Raw genomic sequence first — 18543 nt, 5'->3', positions numbered from 1 at the left:
GCCGCTATAGCGCTAGTTGCGAATTGTTTTCAACAATGGCCGGCGATAATAGCAGAACCGGCCTTTGCTGAACACCAATCGTCCCAATGCTCCTGATACATTTCATTAATCGGCCTGACGACGCAGGAATGCCGGGATGTCCAGATAGTCCAGATCGTCCTGAGGATTGAGCTTAGCGGCTGTGGCCGCGCCGCTGTGGCTCTGACGCTGAACGGTCGGACGCTCGTAGTCCTTGTAGTTGACGGTGTGCTCATTACGCACCGGCGCAGGCGCTGGAGTCTGAGCGTTGTTCGACACTGGAGCGGTCGAGACCTGAACGGTGTTGTCGATAACCTTGACCGGCTTCTCGAGCTTGGCACCCAGACCTGTAGCCACTACGGTGACGTGCAGCTCATCACGCATGTCCGGATCGATCACGGTACCGACCTTGACGGTCGCGTGCTCGGATGCGAACTGCTCGATGATGTTACCCACGTCGGAGTACTCACCCAGCGACAGGTCAGGACCGGCGGTGATGTTAACCAGGATGCCACGGGCGCCCTGCAGGTTTACATCTTCCAGCAGCGGGTTGCGGATAGCCGCTTCAGTGGCTTCGCGAGCGCGGTTCGGGCCGCTTGCGCAACCAGTACCCATCATCGCCATGCCCATTTCGCTCATGACGGTTTTAACGTCGGCGAAGTCGACGTTGATCATGCCCGGGCGCTTGATGATATCGGAGATACCGCGCACGGCACCGGCGAGAACATCGTCAGCCTTGGCGAATGCCGACAGCAGGCTGGCGTCTTTGCCGAGGATGGTCAGCAGTTTTTCGTTAGGAATAGTGATCAGCGAGTCGACGCTTTCAGACAGGGCACGAATACCCTCGTCAGCGATCTGCATACGCTTACGGCCTTCGAACGGGAACGGACGCGTTACCACGGCAACGGTCAGAATCCCCATTTCCTTGGCAACCTGAGCAATTACAGGCGCTGCACCAGTACCGGTACCGCCGCCCATGCCCGTGGTGATGAACACCATGTCGGAGCCTTGCAGGACTTCAGCTACACGCTCGCGGTCTTCCATTGCAGCCTGACGGCCGACTTCAGGATTGGCGCCAGCGCCCAGACCTTTGGTCACAGCGGTACCCAGTTGCAGAACAGTGCGCGCACCAATGTTCTTCAGGGCTTGTGCGTCAGTGTTGGCGCAGATGAACTCAACGCCTTCAATGTTGCAAGTCGTCATGTGGTTGACTGCGTTACCGCCGCCACCGCCGACACCGATTACTTTAATGACCGCTGTTTGCGGGATGTTGTCTACGAGTTCGAACATTTTCCCTCTCCTTTTTACTTTCTAGTTGTAACGCCTACTGCAGATGCGGTTTTACTTTAGAAATTTCCCTGGACCCAACGCTTGAAGCGCTCAAGTACAGGCGCCTTGGCCTCGTCGCTGTAACTGCCGATCGATGACATCGAGATGCCGTCGTGCTGCTTCTGCAGCCCGTACATCAACAACCCCACACCGGTCGAATAAATCGGGTTGCGTACAACATCAGCAAGCCCTTTGACACTCAACGGCAAACCCAAACGAACCGGCATGTGGAAGATCTCTTCCGCCAACTCGACTGCGCCTTCCATCTTCGCGGTGCCACCGGTGAGAACGATCCCGGCTGGGATCAGATCCTCGTACCCGCTGCGCCGCAGCTCCGCCTGAATGAGGGTGAACAGTTCGTCATAACGCGGCTCGACCACTTCAGCCAAAGACTGACGTGAAAGGTCGCGCGGCGGACGATCACCCACGCTCGGGACTTTGATTGTTTCGCCCGCGCCGGCCAGCTTGGCCAGTGCGCAGGCGTAACGAATTTTGATTTCTTCGGCGTACTGCGTAGGGGTACGCAGCGCCATGGCGATGTCGTTGGTGACTTGATCGCCGGCAATCGGAATCACCGCTGTGTGGCGAATTGCGCCTTCGGTGAAGATGCAGATATCGGTGGTGCCGCCGCCAATATCGACCAGGCAAACGCCCAGCTCTTTCTCGTCGTCGGTGAGTACCGCGTAAGCCGAAGCCAGTTGCTCAAGGATAATGTCGTCAACCTCAAGGCCGCAGCGGCGCACGCACTTCTCGATGTTCTGCGCTGCATTCACTGCACAGGTAACAACGTGCACTTTGGCTTCGAGACGAACGCCACTCATGCCCAGCGGCTCGCGAACGCCTTCCTGGTTATCAATCACGTAATCCTGCGGCAGCGTATGCAGAACCCGCTGATCAGCAGGAATTGCAACGGCCTGAGCAGCATCGAGTACGCGTTCGAGGTCGGCCTGGCTGACCTCACGATCACGGATGGCGACAATCCCGTGGGAGTTCAGGCTGCGGATATGGTTACCGGCAACGCCGACAAACGCCGAGTGAATCCGGCAGCCTGCCATCAACTGGGCTTCCTCGATCGCACGCTGGATCGACTGCACGGTGGACTCAATGTTGACCACGACGCCCTTCTTCAGGCCGCGCGAGGGATGAGTACCGATACCGACGATTTCCAGCTGGCCATCAGCCGCGACCTCACCCACCAGCGCCACTACTTTCGAAGTGCCGATGTCGAGAGCAACGATCATCTTTCCGCTCTGCACGTTTGCCATTTGTCTTGCCTTCTCCTGATTCACTGCACGACAGCAGTGTTAGCTGCCGTGATCACGGCCGGTTCACGCCACGCAACGGCCAGGCCGTTGGAGTAACGCAGATCGATCCGCGCTATATTCTCTATTTGGTCACTCAGCTTCTTGTCATAAATGGTCATGAAGCGGCGAATCTTGTCGATCAGATGATCGCGGCCCAGCAGCATCTCGATGCCCTGACCCGTGGTTAAAAACCAGCTGCCACGATCACGCAGTTCAAGGCGCGCGACGGTAAAGCCAATGGGGCGCAACATCTGGCTGAGCACTTGATACTGCTGCATCACTTTTTGCTGCGCCCGCTGCGGACCGTAGAGCTGCGGCAGGTGCTGATAATTCGCCAGTTCCTGCGGGGCAAACGACTGGCCCTGATTGTTCAACAGCGCTGCATCGCCCCAGCGAGCGATTGGCAGTTGTTCTTCGAGCTTGATCTGCACCTGGTCTGGCCATACGCGACGCACTTGTGCGCTGGCGATCCACGGCATGCTTTCAAGTTCGTGACGCATACCGACCAGATCCACGCTGAAGAAGCTCGCCGAGACAAACGGAGCGATGCGTTCCTGCACCGACTGCTGGCTGATGTAGCTCAAGTCGCCATCAACGCTGATTTTCGAAATCGGCTGATCGGCATACGGCAGCAAACGCAGCGACGCTTCATACGCGCCAATCCCCAGCGCCAACAGCAGCAACGGCCAGGTCACGCTCTTGAGAAACTTGAAGCTCGGTTTCGGCAAGCGCTTGCTCAACGGCTCCTTGGCCACCAAACGGCTGGCGCCGCGCTGCGCAGGCTTGGCACGCAAAGGTGCGCCATTGGTGCCTGGCTGATGACGAAGGATGGCGTTCATGACTTAACCCCGAGCCTCAATACTGTCGGCGAGAATCGCCAACACCAGTTGTTGAAAATCCAGACCGGCCGCTTTGGCCGCCATTGGCACCAGGCTGTGATCGGTCATGCCTGGCACGGTATTCACTTCGAGCAACCAGAACGCGCCCTGCGCATCCTGCATCACGTCAACCCGCGCCCAGCCCTGAATGCCTACTGCTTCGCAAGCGCGCTCGGTGAGCTGCTGCAGTTCGGCTTCCTTGTCAGCGTCGAGGCCGCACGGAATGCGGTACTGGGTATCATTGGCCAGATACTTGGCGTCGTAATCGTAAAAGCTGTGCGGCGTGCCCAGACCAATCACTGGCAAGACCTGACCACGCAGCGTTGCGATGGTGAATTCCGGTCCCTGAATCCACTGCTCAACCAGCACCTGGCTGTCGAACTGGCTGGCGGTTTGCCACGCACCGATCAGTTCTTCAACGTTGGCAACCTTGGCCATGCCGATGCTCGAGCCTTCGTGAGCCGGCTTGACGATCAACGGGAAACCCAGCTCCGCGCCAGCCTGCTGGCAATCTTCAATGCTCGACAGTGCAGCGTGGCGTGGCGTCGGCAAGCCCAGGCTCTGCCAAACCTGCTTGGTGCGCAGTTTGTCCATCGCCAGTGCCGAGGCCAGAATGCCGCTGCCGGTGAAAGGAATGCCTGCGCATTCGAGCAAGCCCTGCATGCTGCCGTCTTCACCGCCACGACCGTGCAGCACGATGAACGCGCGGTCGATTTTCTCGCTAAGCAAGCGCTGCAGCAGGTCGTCGCCAACATCGATGCCGAACGCATCAACACCAGCGGCCTGCAACGCACTCAGTACCGCAGCGCCCGACTTCAGGGACACTTCACGCTCGGCGCTTTTGCCGCCGAACAGGACGGCGACGCGACCAAAAGCGCTGACCGGCAGCTGAGATTTCAATTTTTCAGTACTCATTTAGCTTTACCTGAAGCCACTGCAAACTGCGGGCTCTGCAACAGTTGTGGAGCCAAACCGCCGATGTCGCCCGCGCCCTGACACAGCAGGATGTCGCCGGCACGCAGTAGCGGCTTGATCAGTGGCGCCAGATCGACACCACGCTCGATATAAATAGGGTCCAACTGGCCGCGCTGACGGATGCTGTGGCACAGCTGACGGCTGTCGGCGCCCGGAATCGGCTCCTCGCCTGCCGGATAAACTTCCATCAACAGCAGCACGTTGGTCTCGCCGAGAACCTGAACGAAATCGTCATACAGATCGCGGGTACGGCTGAAACGGTGCGGCTGGTAAACCATGACCAGGCGACGATCCGGCCAGCCACCGCGAACAGCCTTGATTACCGCAGCTACTTCGCGCGGGTGATGGCCGTAGTCATCAACCAGCATCACTTCACCGCCTTCAACCGGCAGCTCGCCATACACCTGGAAACGACGACCCACGCCCTGGAAGCCGGAAAGGCCCTGAACGATGGCTTCATCAGAAATGCCTTCATCGGTGGCGATGGCAATTGTGGCCAGCGAGTTGAGCACGTTGTGGTTGCCCGGCATGTTTACCGAGACATCCAGCGGCTCGCGATCCGGGCGCAATACGGTGAAGAAGGTGCGCATGCCTTCCTGGCGAACATTGATCGCACGCACGTCGGCACCTTCGGCAAAACCGTAGGTCACGGTCGGGCGCGCCACGTGCGGCAGAATTTCGCAGACCACCGGATCATCCACACACATCACGGCCAGCCCGTAGAACGGCAGGTTGTGCAGGAATTCGATGAAGGTTTTCTTCAACTTGTTGAAGTCACCTTCATAGGTGCTCATGTGGTCCATGTCGATGTTGGTGACCACGGCAACCATTGGCTGCAGGTGCAGGAAGCTGGCATCACTTTCGTCAGCTTCGGCAATCAGGTAACGGCTGGTGCCCAGCTGGGCATTGGTGCCCGCGGCATTCAGACGGCCACCGATGACGAATGTCGGATCAAGGCCGCCGGCAGCAAATACCGAAGCCAACAGACTGGTGGTCGTGGTTTTGCCGTGCGTACCGGCAACGGCGACACCGTGGCGGTAGCGCATCAGCTCGGCGAGCATCTCGGCACGCGGCACTACCGGAACGCGACGTTCCAGCGCACTGGCGACTTCCGGGTTGGCAGTATTGACTGCGCTCGAGACCACCAGCACATCGGCGTGGGCCGAGTTATCAGACTGGTGACCGATAAAGATTTTCGCGCCGAATTTTTCCAGACGATCAGTCACGGCCGATGCCTTGAGGTCGGAGCCGGAGACCTGATAGCCCAGATTCAGCAGTACTTCGGCGATGCCGCACATGCCCGCGCCGCCGATACCGACGAAGTGGATATTACGGATACGGCGCATTTCGGGTTGCGGTGCGGCTTTCTGCGACTCAACCACGGGCCACCTCCAGGCAAATCTCAACGACGCTGCGTGTGGCGTCAGGTTTGGCCAGGCTACGGGCAGTAGTGGCCATGGTTGTTAGTTTTTGTGGCTGCATCAAAACCTCGTTCAGCTGCGCGGCCAGCATTGCCGCGTCAGTGGAGCGTTGCGGGAGGAGCACTGCGGCACCCTCGTTCGCGAGAAATTCGGCGTTGCGTGTCTGGTGGTCGTCAATCGCATGGGGCAATGGCAGCAAGAATGCTGGCAAACCCGCTGCCGCCAATTCACTGACCGTTAGCGCACCTGCACGACAAATAACCATGTCTGCCCAACCATAGGCCTGCGCCATGTCCTTGATAAATGGGGCGACTTGCGCTTCGACGCCTACATTGCGATATCGTTCGCCAGTAATTTCACTGTGTTGCTTGCCCGCCTGATGAAACACCTCGGGGCGCACTTCAGGGTCAATCAACGACAGCGCTTCAGGCAGCAATTTATTCAGTGGTTCAGCGCCCAGACTGCCGCCCAAAACCAGCAAACGCGGCTTGCGATTGGCCAGCGGTTGACGCGGGGTTTCCAGGAACAGTTCTTCACGCACCGGGTTGCCGGTGGTACGGCGCTTGTCGGATGCGCTGAAGGTGTTCGGGAAGGCTTCACACACGCGAGCGGCGAAAGGCGCCAGGCTGCGGTTAGCCGTACCGGCCACGGCGTTTTGCTCATGAATGATCAAAGGTGCGCCACACAGGCGTGCCGCCAAGCCGCCTGGCCCGGTCACATAACCGCCCATGCCGAGCACGCAGACTGGCTGCAACTGGCGCATGACTTTGCGCGCTTGATACAGCGCCTTGAGCAGCTGGAACGGCGCCTTGAGCAGCGACAGTTTGCCCTTGCCACGCAATCCACTGACATCGATCAGGTGCAGTGGCAAACCGGCAGCCGGCACCAGTTCGTTTTCGATGCCACGCGGAGTGCCCAACCAATGCACGCTGTAACCGCGCGCCTTGAATTCGCTTGCACAGGCCAGCGCCGGGAACACGTGCCCGCCAGTACCGCCTGCCATGATCAGAACATTACCGGCCACGAGCGACCTCCTTTACAGGTGCAGTCGCCAGATCGGCAAAATCCGACTCGGTGAAATCGACATCTTCGCTGCCGAGCGAGGTCCGACGCTCCCACTCGATGCGCAGCAACAGCGCCAGACTGACGCAGCAAATAACCAGCGAGCTGCCGCCGTAACTTAGGAACGGCAGGGTAAGACCTTTGGTTGGCAGCAGGCCGACGTTTACGCCGATGTTGATCAGGATCTGGCCGATCCACAGAAATGCCAGACCGTAGGCCACGTAAGCGGCGAAGAACTGCTTGGCCTTCTCGGCCCACAAACCGATGTACAGAGCGCGAACGCTGACGAACACAAACAGCGCCACGGTGGTCAGTGCGCCAACCATGCCGAGTTCTTCAGCGAGTACCGAGAACACGAAGTCGGTGTGCGCTTCTGGCAGGTAGAACTGCTTCTGAATACTGTTGCCGAGGCCAACGCCAATCCACTCGCCACGACCAAATGCGATCAGGGCCTGACTCAACTGGTAGCCCGCGCCGAACTGATCGGCCCATGGGTCGGCGAAGTTGGTCATACGCGCCCAGCGATACGGGTCTTGTACCAGCCAGACCACAGCACCAACAGCCAGCAGCACCATGACCCCGAAGCGGAACAGGCCAACACCACCAAGGAACAACATGGCAGCCGCAGCACCGAACATCACCACCGTTGCACCGAAGTCAGGCTCAAGCAGCAGCAACAGCGCCATCGGCATCAGCACGGCGAATGGCTTGATGAAACCGGCCCAGCTTTCGCGGACCTGCTCCTGACGACGAACCAGATAACCGGCAAGGAACAACACCACAAAGACTTTGGCGATTTCTGAAGGCTGCACGTTGAATGCACCGAAACCGATCCAGCGCATCGAGCCGTTCACCTCACGGCCAACCCCCGGAATCAGCACCATCAGCAACAGGGCAAATGCCACGAGCAGCAGCATCCAGCCGTAACGCTGCCATGTGGCAATCGGAATCATCAGCACAATGCCGGCCGCGCCCAGACCAATCAGCAGATAGATCAGGTGACGGATCATGTAATACAGCGGGCTGCCGGTATTCACCGCAGCCACTTCGGTAGACGCCGAGGCGATCATCACCAGACCAATACCCAGCAGTGCCAGGCAACCTGCCAGCAGCGGGAAGTCCATGCTCATGCCGCGTGGGCCGAACAGCGGTGACGGATAAGGGCGCAGGAATTCGAACATCAGTTCAACGCCTCCGCCGCTTGTGCAAAGAGCCGACCGCGCTCTTCGAAATTCTTGAACATGTCCAGGCTCGCGCATGCCGGCGACAGCAGCACAGCATCACCCGCCTCGGCCAACTCGGCGCAACGCGCAACCGCTTCTTGCAGCGTGCTCACATGCACCAGCGGTGCGCTGTCAGCCAGCGTTGCAGCCAGCAACGGCGCATCGCGACCCAACAAAACAACCGCGCGGCAGAAACGTGCCACTGGCTTGGCCAACGCCGAGAAGTCTGCGCCCTTGCCATCACCACCGGCGATCAACACCAGCTTGCCGCTGATATCCGCACCCAAGCCTTCGATAGCAGCCAGTGCAGCGCCAACGTTCGTGGCTTTGGAGTCATCGTAATAATTCACACCGCGCAGCTCGCGAACCCACTGACAACGGTGAGCAAGGCCGGTGAACTGTTTGAGCGTTTCCAGCATGGCCGCCATCGGCAGGCCGACTGCATGGCCCAGCGCTAAAGCGGCCAAAGCATTCGACTGGTTATGCGCGCCGCGAATTTTCAGCTCGCGGACCGGCATCAAGGCATCGAATTTGAAGCCGAGGCATTTCTCGCCGTTTTCATCGATCAAACCGAAACGCTGGAAGTCCGGCTTACCCAAGCCGTAGTTCCAGCAAGGCACCTGATCGGCAATCAGCGGCCGCGACAACGGATCGTCGCGATTCACCACAACCTGACGTGCGCCACGAAAAATGCGGTGCTTGGCAAGATGATAAGCCGGCAGATCGGCGTAGCGATCCATGTGGTCTTCGCTGATGTTCAGGCACGTTGCCACTTCGGCGTTTAACTGCTCGGTGGTTTCCAGCTGGAAGCTCGACAGCTCAAGCACATAAAGCTCGACATCATCGGACAACAAATCCAGCGCTGGCGTACCCAGGTTACCGCCTGCGGCGACCTTCTTGCCCGCTGCTGCGGCCATTTCGGCAACCAGCGTAGTCACGGTGCTTTTTGCGTTGGAACCGGTGATCGCCACAATCGGTGCTTTGGCGTGACGGGCAAACAGGTCGATATCGCCCGACAACTTGACCCCGCGCCTGGCCGCTTCCTGCAACTGCGGCGTTGCAATGGCCAGACCCGGGCTCACCAGCAACTCGCTGGCGCGGCAGAGGAACTCGACATCCAGCTCGCCACAGCGCACTTCGACCTCTGGGAACTGTTCACGCAAAGTGGCCAGCTCCGGAGGATTCGCACGTGTGTCTGCCACGGCAAAGCGGGCACCCTGACGCGCGAGGAAGCGCACCAGCGACATGCCACTTTTGCCGAGGCCGACAATAATGCGGAAGTTGTCTGTAGCGATCAGGCTCATCGTGTCCTCAACGCAATTTCAAAGTGGAAAGACCGATCAACACCAAAATCACGGTGATGATCCAGAAACGTACAATCACCCGCGGCTCCGGCCAGCCCTTCAATTCGAAGTGGTGATGGATCGGCGCCATGCGGAATACGCGCTTGCCGGTCAACTTGAATGAAGCGACCTGGATAATGACCGACAGGGTTTCCATCACGAACACGCCGCCCATGATGAACAGCACCACTTCCTGGCGCACGATGACGGCGATGGTGCCCAGTGCAGCGCCCAGCGCCAGCGCGCCAACGTCACCCATGAAGACCTGAGCCGGATAGGTGTTGAACCAGAGGAAACCGAGACCGGCACCCACCAGCGCCGAGCAAAACACGATCAGCTCACCCGCGCCTGGCACGTAAGGAATCAGCAGGTAATCAGCGAATTTCACGTTGCCCGACAGGTAGCAGAAGATTCCCAGCGCACCGCCAACCATCACGGTTGGGAGAATGGCCAGACCATCAAGACCGTCAGTCAGGTTGACCGCGTTGCTTGAGCCCACGATTACCAGATAGGTCAGTACGACGAAGCCAGCGCCCAGCGGAATGCTGACATCTTTCAGCAGCGGCAGGATCAGTGTGGTTTCTACCGGTGTTTGCGCCGTCATATAAAGGAACACGGCAGCGCTTAGACCAAATACCGACTGCCAGAAATACTTCCAGCGGCTCGGCAGGCCACGCGAGTTCTTCTCGATCACCTTGCGGTAGTCATCCACCCAGCCCACAGCGCCGAACAGCAGGGTTACAGCCAGAACCACCCAGACATAACGGTTGCTCAGGTCTGCCCACAGCAGGGTGCTGACGGTAATGGCAGACAGGATCAGCGCGCCACCCATGGTCGGAGTGCCTTTCTTCGACAGGTGCGATTGCGGGCCGTCATTACGCACCGATTGGCCGATTTGACGGGTTTGCAAGGTACGGATCATCCACGGGCCGAGGCACAGCGCGATAACCAGTGCAGTGAGCACACCGAGAATTCCGCGCAGTGTCAGGTACTGGAATACAGCGAAACCAGTGTGGAACTGTTGCAGGTACTCGGCCAGCAGCAGCAGCATTTAGTGAATCTCCCCAGACGTGCCACAAAGAGCCGCGACGATTTTCTCCATCGCGGCGCTGCGTGAACCTTTAATAAGTACAGTGGTGTCACCCGATTCGAGGCGAAGCGCTTCGATCAGGCTGGCTTGATCGGCGAAATGCCGGCCATTTGTTGCGAATTCTTCTACAGCAAAACTCATCAGCGGTCCGACGGCATACAGCGCATCAACTTTGCCCTTGGCGTACTCGCCAACAGCACGGTGACTTTGCTCAGCCCATTCCCCCAATTCGCCCATATCTCCGAGCACCAGAACAGTGCGGCCGGAAAAGCCGGCGAGTATATCAATCGCCGCGCAAATCGACGCGGGATTTGCGTTGTAGGTGTCATCGATTACGCGCATGCCATTGGGCGCCAACTGCGCTACTGCACGGCCTTTCACCGGTTGCAGCGCCTCGAGTCCGGCCTTGATATCGATGAGCGGTACGCTCAGCGCATGTGCCGCGGCCGCAGCAGCCAGCGCATTGCTGATGTTGTGCTCGCCCAGCAAGTTGAGCTGAATGCGCGCCATGCCTTCACTGCAATTGAGGGTGAAGTTGGCGCAACCGCGCGGGTCACGGCTGCAATCGCTGGCGTGAAAATCGGCGCTGCTGTCGACCTTGGCAAAACTCAGAACAGACGCGGGCTTGGCGCGCTCGCTCCAGATGGTAAACGCCGCGTCGTCCTTGTTCAGCACCGCAATGTGGTGCTCGCTCAGGCTGGCGATGATTTCGCCCTTGGCTTCTACGATTTTTTCCGGGCCGCCAAACTCGCCAACATGCGCAGTACCGGCGTTGGTGATCATCGCCACCTGCGGCTTGGCCAGGCTGACGGTGTAGGCAATTTCGCCAACGCGCGATGCGCCCAACTCGATAACCGCTGCTTTATGCTCGGGGCTCAGTTCGAGCAAGGTCAGCGGTGCGCCCAAATCATTGTTCAGGTTGCCGCGCGTCGCCAGAACGGCCGAGGCCTCCCCTGCATTGGCTTCACGCATGATGCTAGCCAGCATCTCTTTAACAGTGGTTTTGCCGCTTGAGCCGGTAACCGCAGCCAGTGGGCCACGGTAGGCTTTGCGGTTCATCGCAGCCAGTTGACCGAGTGCCACGCGGCAATCTTTGACAATTAGCTGCGGCAAGGTTGAATCGGCAATGTGGCGTTCGACCAGAGCGGCTACAGCGCCCTTGCCAGCGACTTCATTCAAATAGTCGTGGCCATCGAAGCGCGGACCGGTCAGGGCAATGAACAACTGACCCGGCTTGATGCTGCGGCTGTCGGTATTGACTGCATCGAACTCGCCGTCTGCACCGATAAGCTGCGCATCAAGTGCGCTCAACAACTCAGAAAAACGCAGTGCCTTAAGCATGAGCATTCTCCCAAGCTGTGAGTGCATTAGCCGCTTCGACCAGATCGGAGAACGGCTGACGCACGCCGTTGATTTCCTGGTAATCCTCATGCCCCTTGCCGGCCAGCACGACGATATCGCTGGCCTGCGCCGCCGCAACGACCTTGGCGATGGCCAGACTGCGTCCGGCGACGAACTCGACAGCGTCGGGCGCAACAAAGCCCTGACGGATATCAGCAAAGATCTGCTCGGGCGCTTCGGTGCGCGGGTTGTCATCGGTAACTATCACAGCATCGGCCAGACGCTCGACCACTTCGGCCATCAGCGGACGCTTACCGCGGTCGCGGTCACCGCCGCAGCCAAACACGCAGGTCAGACGCCCCTGAACATGTGGGCGCAGCGCTTCAAGTACTTTTTCCAGCGCATCCGGGGTGTGGGCGTAATCGACCACAACCAATGGCTTTTCGCCGCCGCCCAAACGCTGCATGCGGCCAACCGGGCCTTGCAGGTTTGGCAGCACCTTGAGAATTTCATCCAGCGCGTAATCCAGCGCCAGCAACGCGCCAACCACGGCCAGCAGGTTGCTCAGGTTGAAGCGGCCCAGCAAGGTGCTGCGCAGAATGCCTTCACCACGCGGGGTTACCAGCTTGGCGCGAACGCCGTGATCATCAAACTGCAGCGCGTCGCAGAACAGGTAAGCACTGCTGTCGATCAGGCTGTAAGTGATCAGACGCGAGTCGTGCTGCTCTTGCGCCAGTTTCTGACCGAAGCTGTCATCCAGGTTAAGTACGCGGCAACGCAGGCCCGGCCATGCGAAAAGCTTGGCTTTGGCGGCCGCGTAGGCTTCCATCGAACCGTGGTAATCGAGGTGATCGCGGGAAAGATTGGTCAGCACGGCAACATCAAATGCCAGCGCCGCCACCCGGCCCTGATCGAGACCATGGGACGAGACTTCCATCGCCACCGCACGCGCATGGGATTTTTTCAGGTCGGCCAGCACAGCCTGCACCCCAATCGGGTCCGGCGTGGTGTGCTTGCCCTGAGTCAGCGCGTTGTAGAAGCCATTGCCTAACGTGCCAACGATGCCGCATGGCTCGCCGAGCATGTCCAATGCCTGCGCCAGCAATTGGCTGACGCTGGTTTTGCCGTTGGTACCAGTGATGCCGACCATATGCAGGGCGCGGCTCGGCTCACCGTAGAAACGACCGGCGATAGCCGACAGTTGACCAGCCAGGCCTTTGATCGCAACCAGTTCGGCATTATCGACGCTCATGTCGAACGCGCCTTCGGCTTCATAAGCAACCGCAGCAGCGCCGCGCTCCAGTGCATCGGCAATGTGCTCGCGGCCATCCTGAGCCAGCCCCGGCACTGCCAGAAACAAGTCGCCCGGACGCACTTTGCGGCTGTCCAGAGTCAATTCGCGAATCAAGGTGCTCGACTGCGCTTTAGGAATGAGTTGGCTAAGTGGCATTGGCATTAGCCGCGCCCTCCTTTAGTCGACGCAGCATCTACGGTCTGCACAGCTTCGTCCTTTGGCAAGTTATCCGGCGTCACGTTCATCAGGCGTAAACCGCCTGCCATGACGCGACTGAACACCGGAGCAGAAACCAAACCACCGTAGTAACCGCCCTGACTTGGCTCATCGATAACGACGGCAAGCGCAATGCGCGGGTTGTTGACCGGTGCGAAACCTGCAAACAGCGAGCGATAGGCATTCTCGCGATAACCTTTAGTCCCGACACTGACCTTACGTGCCGTGCCGCTCTTGCCCGCTACGTGATAGCCAGGTACCTGTGCGCGGTAAACGCCGCCTGGCGCTTCAATCACTTGCTGCAACATGCCGTGCACAGTCTGCGCAACATCTTCGGGAATCACTTGTACGCTGTCTGGCGTCTTATCAACGCGAATCATCGACAACGGCACGGTGCGGCCGTCATTCGCCAGCGCTGCGTAGGCATGAGCCAACTGCACGGCGGTTACCGAAAGGCCGTAGCCGTAGGCCAATGTGGCCGTTTCCGCCTGGCCCCACTTGCGATGGTTGGGCAGATTGCCGACGCGCTCGCCCGGGAAGCTGAGGCCGGTATCCTGACCAAAGCCGACTTGCTGCATCACGCTGTAAATCGACTCGGCACCGATATCGAAGGCCACCTTGCTCACGCCGACGTTACTCGACTTGATCAAAATGCCGGTGAGATCAAGTACACCGCTGTTACGCGACACGTCGCGGATGGTGTAACGACCAATACGCAGCCAGCCCGGCGCGACATTAACGGTGTCGGTCGGTTTCCAGCGGCCAGTTTCCAGCGCGGCGCTGATCGAGAACGGCTTAACCGTCGAGCCCGGCTCGAACAGGTCAGTCATGGCGCGGTTACGCATGGCGGCCGGTTGCAGGGTGCGGCGATTGTTTGGGTTGTAGGTCGGCTGGTTGACCATCGCCAACACTTCACCTGTCTTGACGTCGACCATCACCAGACTGCCGGCTTTAGCACCGAACTCGACCAGCGCATTGCGCAGCTCGCGGTGAGCCAGATATTGCAGGCGCAGGTCGATCGACAAGGCCAGGGTTTTACCCGGCTTGGCGTTCTGCGTGACCTGCACATCTTTAATCAGACGGCCGCGACGATCCTTCAGCACCTGACGCTTGCCCGGCACACCGGCCAGCCAATCATCAAACGCCAATTCCATGCCTTCACGGCCACGGTCATCGATGTCGGTGAAGCCGACCACGTGCGCGGTCACTTCGCCCGCCGGATAGAAACGGCGGAATTCCTCGCTGGAATAAACCCCGGGGATTTTCAGGTCAAGAATGCGCTGACCCTGCTCAGGCGTCAGCCCGCGAACCAGATACAGGAACTCACGCTCGGCGTTGGCCTGCAGGCGCTTGGCAAAATCTTCCTGATTCTGGCCCAACGCTTTAGCCAGTACCGGCCACTGCGCCTTGGCTTGCTGCAGTTCTTTGCCATTGCCCCACAAAGTGGTGACCGGCGTACTGACCGCCAGCGGCTCGCCATTACGGTCTGTCACCAGACCGCGGTGTGCGGGGATCGGAATGTGGCGCACGCTGCGCGCATCGCCATGAGCCTGCAGGAAGTCATGATCGAAAATCTGCAGATCAATGATGCGCCAGACAATAGCAGCCACCATCAGCGCCAACAGGAACAGCACAACCCTGAAACGCCACGGATAAAGTGCGCCTTCGAGCCTGATCATGGCGCCACCATCCGTACTTCGCCGGCATCGGGAATGCGCATACCAAGCTGATCGTGGGCCAGTGTTTCGATACGGTTATGCGCTGTCCAGGTGCTCTGCTCAAGGATCAGGCGACCCCACTCAGCCTGTGCTTTGTCGCGCACGCTGAGTTCGGAGTACAGGTTGTTGAGCAACTGGCGATTCCAGTGCGCGCAGTAAGACACAGCCAACGCCGACATAATGACGGCGATGAACAGCAGCAGCATCAGCAGCGTGCCGCGCGGCAGTGTCTTCAGCGACTGCATGCTCATCTGACTTTCTCGGCGATGCGCATTACGGCGCTACGCGAACGGGGGTTGGCTTTGAGTTCGGCTTCCGAGGCAAATACCGGTTTGCCAATCAGTTTCAGGCGTGGCTCGAATGCCTTGGGGATAATCGGCAGGTCACGCGGCAACTTGTCGGCTTCGCCCTTGGCGTGCTTGCGCATGAACTGTTTGACGATGCGGTCTTCCAGCGAATGGAAGCTGATCACCACCAGACGACCGCCCACTTCGAGGGATTCCAACGCTGCATCCAGGCCACGCTCAAGGTCGCCCAGCTCGTTATTGATGTAGATACGCAGACCCTGAAAGGCACGGGTTGCCGGATTCTTGCCTTTTTCCCAGGCGGGATTGGCCACGGTCAACACTTGCGCCAAATCTGCGGTGCGCTCAAACGCCTGCTCGCTGCGGCGCTGCACAACGGCGCGCGCCATGCGCTTGGCAAAACGTTCTTCGCCGTATTCCTTGAATACGCGGGCGATTTCTTCTTCGCTGGCGGTGGCAATGAACTGGGCTGCGCTCACGCCGCGGTCCGGGTCCATGCGCATGTCCAGCGGGCCGTCATTAAGGAAGCTGAAACCGCGCTCGGCATCGTCCAGTTGCGGCGAAGAGACACCGAGGTCGAGCAGAATGCCGCTGATTTTGCCGTCGATTCCGCGGACAGCAGCTTCTTCGGCAAGTTCCGCAAAACTGCGTTGTACAACGACAAAGCGGCCGTCATCGGCCGCTAGTGCATTTCCCGTGGCGATTGCCAGTGGGTCTTTGTCGAACCCTAGCAACCGCCCCTCTGCACCGAGCGTTTGGAGTATCAGGCGGCTATGTCCGCCGCGCCCGAATGTGCCATCGATATAGCAGCCGTCAGCGCGTACGGCGAGGCCTTCGACGGCTTCGTCCAATAACACGGTAATATGGCTGAAGTTGCTATTCATAGTCACAGGATCAAGTCACGTAGATCGTCGGTTAAAGCACCCGGTAGTTTGATAGCGGCCAAATCAGCCTCTGCCACGCCATTCCAGGTTTCTTCATCCCACAATTGAAATTTATCGAGTTGGCCAACCAGCATCGCGCGCTTGTCCAGCTTTGCGTATTCGCGCAAGCGCGGCGGAACCAGGAAACGACCACTGGCATCCAGTTCAAGGTCAACGGCATTACCAATCAACAGACGCTGCAAGCGACGGTTCTCTTCACGGAAGGAAGCCAACGCGCGCAATTTCTGTTCAATGATTTCCCACTCGGCGAGCGGATAGATGCACAAACAAGGGTCAATGGCGTCGATTGTTACGATGAGCTGGCCAGAACAACGCGAGACGAGCTCATCCCGATACCGACTTGGCATCGCGAGCCGCCCTTTGGCGTCGAGATTAATGGCGTTAGCTCCGCGAAACACGGTTGCACATCCCCTTTTATTAGCTTTCCATGCCCAAAAAAACCCACTTCGTGCCACTTCTTACCACTTGCGCACACTATAGGAACGCCACCCCCCCACCGTCAAGGCACTCCACGAGGGAAAAAGCCTTATAGAACGGTGATTTACGGAAATAAGGAGGGATATGGAGTGAGCTGCGCAACATTCGAAAAGTTAAAAACGAACAGGCACAGCGAAATGAACTTCAAAGTTAAAGTGATTTATTAAGAGTAAGATTTTTTAGGTATTAGAAAGGCGGGAAATGTAGTTTTGCGATACAGCGGGAATAAAGGTGGAGAGTCGATCTGTAAGCCGGGTTCTGTCGAGGACAGTCATTCCTCTACGACGTACATCACTGCACGCCTTTAGCAACCTACCCGGTTCCAGCGCGGGCCACGCCAATGGAACCCTATTTGGTCTTGCTCCGAGTGGGGTTTACCTAGCCACGGACTGTTGCCAGCCGCGCGGTGCGCTCTTACCGCACCTTTTCACCCTTACCGGCGCCGAAGCGCTTAGGCGGTTGTTTTCTGTGGCACTTTCCGTAGGCTCACGCCTCCCAGGCATTACCTGGCACTCCGCCCTATGGAGCCCGGACTTTCCTCCCCCACATTACGCAATGCGCAACGCGGCAGCGACTGTCCGATCGACTCTCCGGCGCCAAGGTTAGCGACAGATGCCTTTGAGGACAAGGATAATCCGCGCTAACCGACTGAATTCAAACCTGCAAAGCCACCAAGCCCACACGCATCACGCCTGCCCCTGACGCTCCAGCGCGACCTGATACAGCAGGTTCTTACGCACGCCGGTAATCTCCGCAGCCAGCGCGGCTGCCCGCTTGAGCGGCATATCTTTGAGAAGCAAATCGAGCACGCGCAGCGCTTCACTGCTCACCGCAGCATCACTTTCTGGCGCCTGCCAGCCGGCCACTACCACAACACACTCGCCGCGCTGCTGATTGCTGTCACTGGCGACCCAACTATGCAAGTCGACCAGCGGCATACCCTGCAACGTTTCAAACGTCTTGGTGATTTCACGCGCCAACAAAGCCGGGCGCTCATCGCCAAACACCGAACGCATGTCTTCGAGGCATTCGAGAATGCGGTGCGGCGCCTCATAGAAAATCAGGGTGCGCGGCTCTTCCTTTACCTGCTCAAGGCGCGCGCGACGCCCCACCGCCTTGGCCGGCAAAAAGCCTTCGAAGATGAATCGATCGGACGGCAAGCCGGCCGCCGACAACGCCGCAATCAGCGCACAGGCGCCCGGCACGGGCACCACCGCATAGCCCGCCGCGCGCGCCTGACGGACCAGGTGATAACCGGGATCAGATATCAGCGGAGTGCCGGCATCGGAAATCAGCGCGACATCCTCACCCGCCTGCAAACGCGAGATGAAACGACCACCCTGATCACGCTCATTGTGCTCGTGACAAGCCGCCAGAGGCGTCGCGATACCGAAGTGCTGCATCAGGCGCGCCGAGTGGCGAGTGTCTTCTGCCGCGATCAAACTGACTTCATTAAGCACACGAATGGCCCGCGCGCTGATGTCTTCCAGGTTGCCGATGGGCGTGGCGACCACAAACAGCGTGCCCTTCTGTGAGTTAGCAATAACCGGTTCTGTCACAGCAACGCCCCAAGAATCGTATAAAAGAGGCTATTGTAACCCGTTT

At 58.9% G+C, this 18543-nt stretch carries 16 protein-coding genes and 1 other RNA gene; all 17 read right to left on the bottom strand.

What is annotated here, in order from left to right; genetic code table 11:
• Positions 1 to 105: 105 nt before the first annotated feature.
• The 17 genes from ftsZ to rsmI all read right to left on the bottom strand — a co-directional run bounded on the left by ftsZ (position 106) and on the right by rsmI (position 18482).
• Entirely contained in the window at positions 106 to 1308 is a 1203-nt protein-coding gene (gene ftsZ, locus PMYSY11_RS05420) for a cell division protein FtsZ (protein ID WP_069897864.1), read from the bottom strand.
• A 56-nt stretch (positions 1309 to 1364) separates the two neighbouring features.
• Positions 1365 to 2612, bottom strand: coding sequence for a cell division protein FtsA (gene ftsA, locus PMYSY11_RS05415; protein ID WP_069897865.1), 1248 nt, complete (start codon positions 2610 to 2612; stop codon positions 1365 to 1367).
• 20 nt (positions 2613 to 2632) lie between these two features.
• On the bottom strand, positions 2633 to 3490 hold the full coding sequence (locus PMYSY11_RS05410; RefSeq protein ID WP_069897866.1) for a cell division protein FtsQ/DivIB: 858 nt from the start codon (positions 3488 to 3490) through the stop codon (positions 2633 to 2635).
• Between the two features lie 3 nt (positions 3491 to 3493).
• Positions 3494 to 4444: a D-alanine--D-alanine ligase gene (locus PMYSY11_RS05405; protein WP_150548523.1), complete on the bottom strand. Its 951-nt coding sequence runs from the start codon at positions 4442 to 4444 to the stop codon at positions 3494 to 3496.
• Positions 4441 to 5850 carry a UDP-N-acetylmuramate--L-alanine ligase gene (gene murC / locus PMYSY11_RS05400; RefSeq protein WP_239655586.1) on the bottom strand — a complete coding sequence of 470 codons (1410 nt, stop codon included), beginning with the start codon at positions 5848 to 5850 and terminating at the stop codon, positions 4441 to 4443. Before murC ends, PMYSY11_RS05405 begins: the two co-directional genes overlap by 4 nt.
• 28 nt (positions 5851 to 5878) lie before the next feature.
• Complete coding sequence (gene murG, locus PMYSY11_RS05395) at positions 5879 to 6949, bottom strand: undecaprenyldiphospho-muramoylpentapeptide beta-N-acetylglucosaminyltransferase (protein ID WP_069897869.1); 1071 nt, start codon at positions 6947 to 6949, stop codon at positions 5879 to 5881.
• Entirely contained in the window at positions 6939 to 8168 is a 1230-nt protein-coding gene (gene ftsW, locus PMYSY11_RS05390) for a putative lipid II flippase FtsW (protein ID WP_069897870.1), read from the bottom strand. The genes murG and ftsW overlap by 11 nt, the downstream gene beginning before the upstream one ends.
• Positions 8168 to 9514 (bottom strand): UDP-N-acetylmuramoyl-L-alanine--D-glutamate ligase, encoded by a 1347-nt coding sequence (gene murD / locus PMYSY11_RS05385; protein ID WP_150548521.1) that lies wholly within the window; start codon positions 9512 to 9514, stop codon positions 8168 to 8170. Before murD ends, ftsW begins: the two co-directional genes overlap by 1 nt.
• 7 nt (positions 9515 to 9521) lie before the next feature.
• Complete coding sequence (mraY, locus tag PMYSY11_RS05380) at positions 9522 to 10604, bottom strand: phospho-N-acetylmuramoyl-pentapeptide-transferase (protein ID WP_069897872.1); 1083 nt, start codon at positions 10602 to 10604, stop codon at positions 9522 to 9524.
• Positions 10605 to 11984: a UDP-N-acetylmuramoyl-tripeptide--D-alanyl-D-alanine ligase gene (locus PMYSY11_RS05375; protein WP_150548520.1), complete on the bottom strand. Its 1380-nt coding sequence runs from the start codon at positions 11982 to 11984 to the stop codon at positions 10605 to 10607.
• A complete protein-coding gene (locus PMYSY11_RS05370; protein ID WP_150548519.1) occupies positions 11977 to 13440 on the bottom strand; it encodes a UDP-N-acetylmuramoyl-L-alanyl-D-glutamate--2,6-diaminopimelate ligase in 1464 nt (487 codons plus the stop codon). The genes PMYSY11_RS05375 and PMYSY11_RS05370 overlap by 8 nt, the downstream gene beginning before the upstream one ends.
• The gene (locus tag PMYSY11_RS05365) at positions 13440 to 15173 is read right to left on the bottom strand and encodes a peptidoglycan D,D-transpeptidase FtsI family protein (protein WP_090513081.1); all 1734 of its coding nucleotides are present in this window, start codon (positions 15171 to 15173) and stop codon (positions 13440 to 13442) included. Before PMYSY11_RS05365 ends, PMYSY11_RS05370 begins: the two co-directional genes overlap by 1 nt.
• The gene (ftsL, locus tag PMYSY11_RS05360; RefSeq protein WP_069897876.1) at positions 15170 to 15463 is read right to left on the bottom strand and encodes a cell division protein FtsL; all 294 of its coding nucleotides are present in this window, start codon (positions 15461 to 15463) and stop codon (positions 15170 to 15172) included. The genes PMYSY11_RS05365 and ftsL overlap by 4 nt, the downstream gene beginning before the upstream one ends.
• Positions 15460 to 16401: a 16S rRNA (cytosine(1402)-N(4))-methyltransferase RsmH gene (rsmH, locus tag PMYSY11_RS05355; protein ID WP_069897877.1), complete on the bottom strand. Its 942-nt coding sequence runs from the start codon at positions 16399 to 16401 to the stop codon at positions 15460 to 15462. The genes ftsL and rsmH overlap by 4 nt, the downstream gene beginning before the upstream one ends.
• Positions 16402 to 16403: 2 nt before the next feature.
• Positions 16404 to 16859, bottom strand: coding sequence for a division/cell wall cluster transcriptional repressor MraZ (gene mraZ / locus PMYSY11_RS05350; RefSeq protein ID WP_069897878.1), 456 nt, complete (start codon positions 16857 to 16859; stop codon positions 16404 to 16406).
• A gap of 310 nt (positions 16860 to 17169) precedes the next feature.
• An RNA gene (gene rnpB, locus PMYSY11_RS05345) (RNase P RNA component class A) lies at positions 17170 to 17528 on the bottom strand.
• Between the two features lie 96 nt (positions 17529 to 17624).
• Complete coding sequence (gene rsmI, locus PMYSY11_RS05340) at positions 17625 to 18482, bottom strand: 16S rRNA (cytidine(1402)-2'-O)-methyltransferase (RefSeq protein WP_239655585.1); 858 nt, start codon at positions 18480 to 18482, stop codon at positions 17625 to 17627.
• Positions 18483 to 18543 lie beyond the last annotated feature (61 nt).

The organism is Pseudomonas marincola, assembly GCF_900682675.2.
Lineage (GTDB): Bacteria > Pseudomonadota > Gammaproteobacteria > Pseudomonadales > Pseudomonadaceae > Aquipseudomonas > Aquipseudomonas marincola.
The sequence above is the reverse complement of the archived record's forward strand: the minus strand, read 5'-3'. Positions and strand labels throughout refer to the sequence as shown.

Coding starts and splice junctions, on each gene's coding strand:
- ftsA (WP_069897865.1), bottom strand. CDS start 2,612: ATGGCAAACGTGCAGAGCGGAAAGATGATCGTTGCTCTCGACATCGGC.
- PMYSY11_RS05375 (WP_150548520.1), bottom strand. CDS start 11,984: ATGCTTAAGGCACTGCGTTTTTCTGAGTTGTTGAGCGCACTTGATGCG.
- mraY (WP_069897872.1), bottom strand. CDS start 10,604: ATGCTGCTGCTGCTGGCCGAGTACCTGCAACAGTTCCACACTGGTTTC.
- ftsW (WP_069897870.1), bottom strand. CDS start 8,168: ATGTTCGAATTCCTGCGCCCTTATCCGTCACCGCTGTTCGGCCCACGC.
- PMYSY11_RS05410 (WP_069897866.1), bottom strand. CDS start 3,490: ATGAACGCCATCCTTCGTCATCAGCCAGGCACCAATGGCGCACCTTTG.
- rsmH (WP_069897877.1), bottom strand. CDS start 16,401: ATGAATAGCAACTTCAGCCATATTACCGTGTTATTGGACGAAGCCGTC.
- murC (WP_239655586.1), bottom strand. CDS start 5,850: ATGCGCCGTATCCGTAATATCCACTTCGTCGGTATCGGCGGCGCGGGC.
- ftsZ (WP_069897864.1), bottom strand. CDS start 1,308: ATGTTCGAACTCGTAGACAACATCCCGCAAACAGCGGTCATTAAAGTA.
- PMYSY11_RS05370 (WP_150548519.1), bottom strand. CDS start 13,440: ATGCCAATGCCACTTAGCCAACTCATTCCTAAAGCGCAGTCGAGCACC.
- PMYSY11_RS05365 (WP_090513081.1), bottom strand. CDS start 15,173: ATGATCAGGCTCGAAGGCGCACTTTATCCGTGGCGTTTCAGGGTTGTG.
- ftsL (WP_069897876.1), bottom strand. CDS start 15,463: ATGAGCATGCAGTCGCTGAAGACACTGCCGCGCGGCACGCTGCTGATG.
- murD (WP_150548521.1), bottom strand. CDS start 9,514: ATGAGCCTGATCGCTACAGACAACTTCCGCATTATTGTCGGCCTCGGC.
- PMYSY11_RS05405 (WP_150548523.1), bottom strand. CDS start 4,444: ATGAGTACTGAAAAATTGAAATCTCAGCTGCCGGTCAGCGCTTTTGGT.